This window comes from Niveispirillum sp. KHB5.9 (genome assembly GCF_048066115.1).
Lineage (GTDB): Bacteria > Pseudomonadota > Alphaproteobacteria > Azospirillales > Azospirillaceae > Niveispirillum.
In genome coordinates, this window is sequence record NZ_JBLTYX010000063.1 from 1 (window position 1) to 1,308 (window position 1,308).

The window sequence follows — 1,308 nt, forward strand, 5'->3', positions numbered from 1 at the left end:
ACCGCCGCTTTGCCCAGATGTGCGCGCATTATCTGGTGGAACCGGTGGCCTGCACGCCGGCGGCGGGCTGGGAGAAAGGCCAGGTGGAGAACCAGGTCGGCCTGGTGCGGGAGCGGTTCTTTACGCCGCGACTGCGGTTCAAGACCTACGCGGAGATGAATGCCTGGCTGCTGGACCGCTGCGTCTCCCATGCCCGGGCGCATCGCCATCCGGAACGGGGCGACCGGACGGTGTGGGAGATGTTCGAGGCCGAGAGGCCGCATCTGGTGGCCTATGCCGGACCGTTCGACGGGTTCCACAGTAATCCGGCCTCGGTATCGCGAACCTGTCTGGTCCGGTTCGACAACAACAAATATTCCGTCCAGGCGCGTGCCGTCGGCCGGCCGGTGGAGGTCCATGCGTATGCCGAGCGGATATTGATCCGACAGGACGGCGCCGTGGTGGCCGATCACCCGAGGCAGTTCGGCCGGGGCGGGACGGTCTACGATCCCTGGCATTATGTGCCTGTCCTGGCCCGCAAGCCGGGAGCGTTGCGCAACGGGGCACCGTTCAAGGACTGGACCCTGCCCGGCAGCCTGGGCCGGATCCGGGCCAAGCTGGCCGGCTCCGCCGATGGCGATCGGCAAATGGTGGATATCCTGGCTGCCGTGCTGACCGACGGGCTGGCCGCCGTGGAGGCGGCCTGTGCCGAGGCCCTGCACAATGGGGTGCATTCCAGGGACGTGGTGCTGAACATCCTGTCCCGGCGTCGGGAGCCGCCCAACCCCGTCAGCATCCTCACCCCCGCCGCCCTGACCCTCCGGCATGCACCGGTGGCCGATTGCGGGCGGTATGACAGCCTGCGGAGAACGGTCAATGGAGCGTCATGAAATCCTGGAGATCATGGGCACGCTGAAACTCACCGGCATGCGCGCCGCCTTTGACGAGGTGATCGCCGACGGGCTCAAGCGGCAATACCCTGTACCCCGTATCATCGGCGAACTGCTGAAGGCCGAGATCGCCGAGAAGGAGGCGCGGTCGATCAAGTACCAGATGACCATCGCCCGCCTGCCGCTGGCCAAGGACCTGGCCCAGTTCGATTTCTCCGGCACGCCGGTCAACGAGGCGCTGATCCGCGACCTGGCCACCGGATCGTTCCTGGCCGAACAGCGCAACGTCGTGCTGGTCGGCGGCACCGGAACCGGCAAGAGCCACCTCGCCATCGCAATCGCCCGGTCCTGCATCCGTGGCGGCGCCAGGGTCCGGTTCCACACTGTCGTCGATCTGGTCAACCGTCTCGATGCCGAGGCGCGGGGCGGACGGCAGGGC

General features: G+C 67.3%; 2 protein-coding genes. Both read left to right on the forward strand.

Annotation, left to right across the window (positions count from 1 at the left end):
- Positions 1–869, forward strand: an 869-nt coding sequence (locus ACM9HJ_RS30935) for a Mu transposase domain-containing protein (RefSeq protein WP_416575660.1), incomplete at its 5' end; no start/stop codon positions are given.
- A partial coding sequence (locus tag ACM9HJ_RS30940) for an ATP-binding protein (protein ID WP_416575661.1) occupies positions 856–1,308 on the forward strand: 453 nt, incomplete at its 3' end. The genes ACM9HJ_RS30935 and ACM9HJ_RS30940, both read left to right, overlap by 14 nt.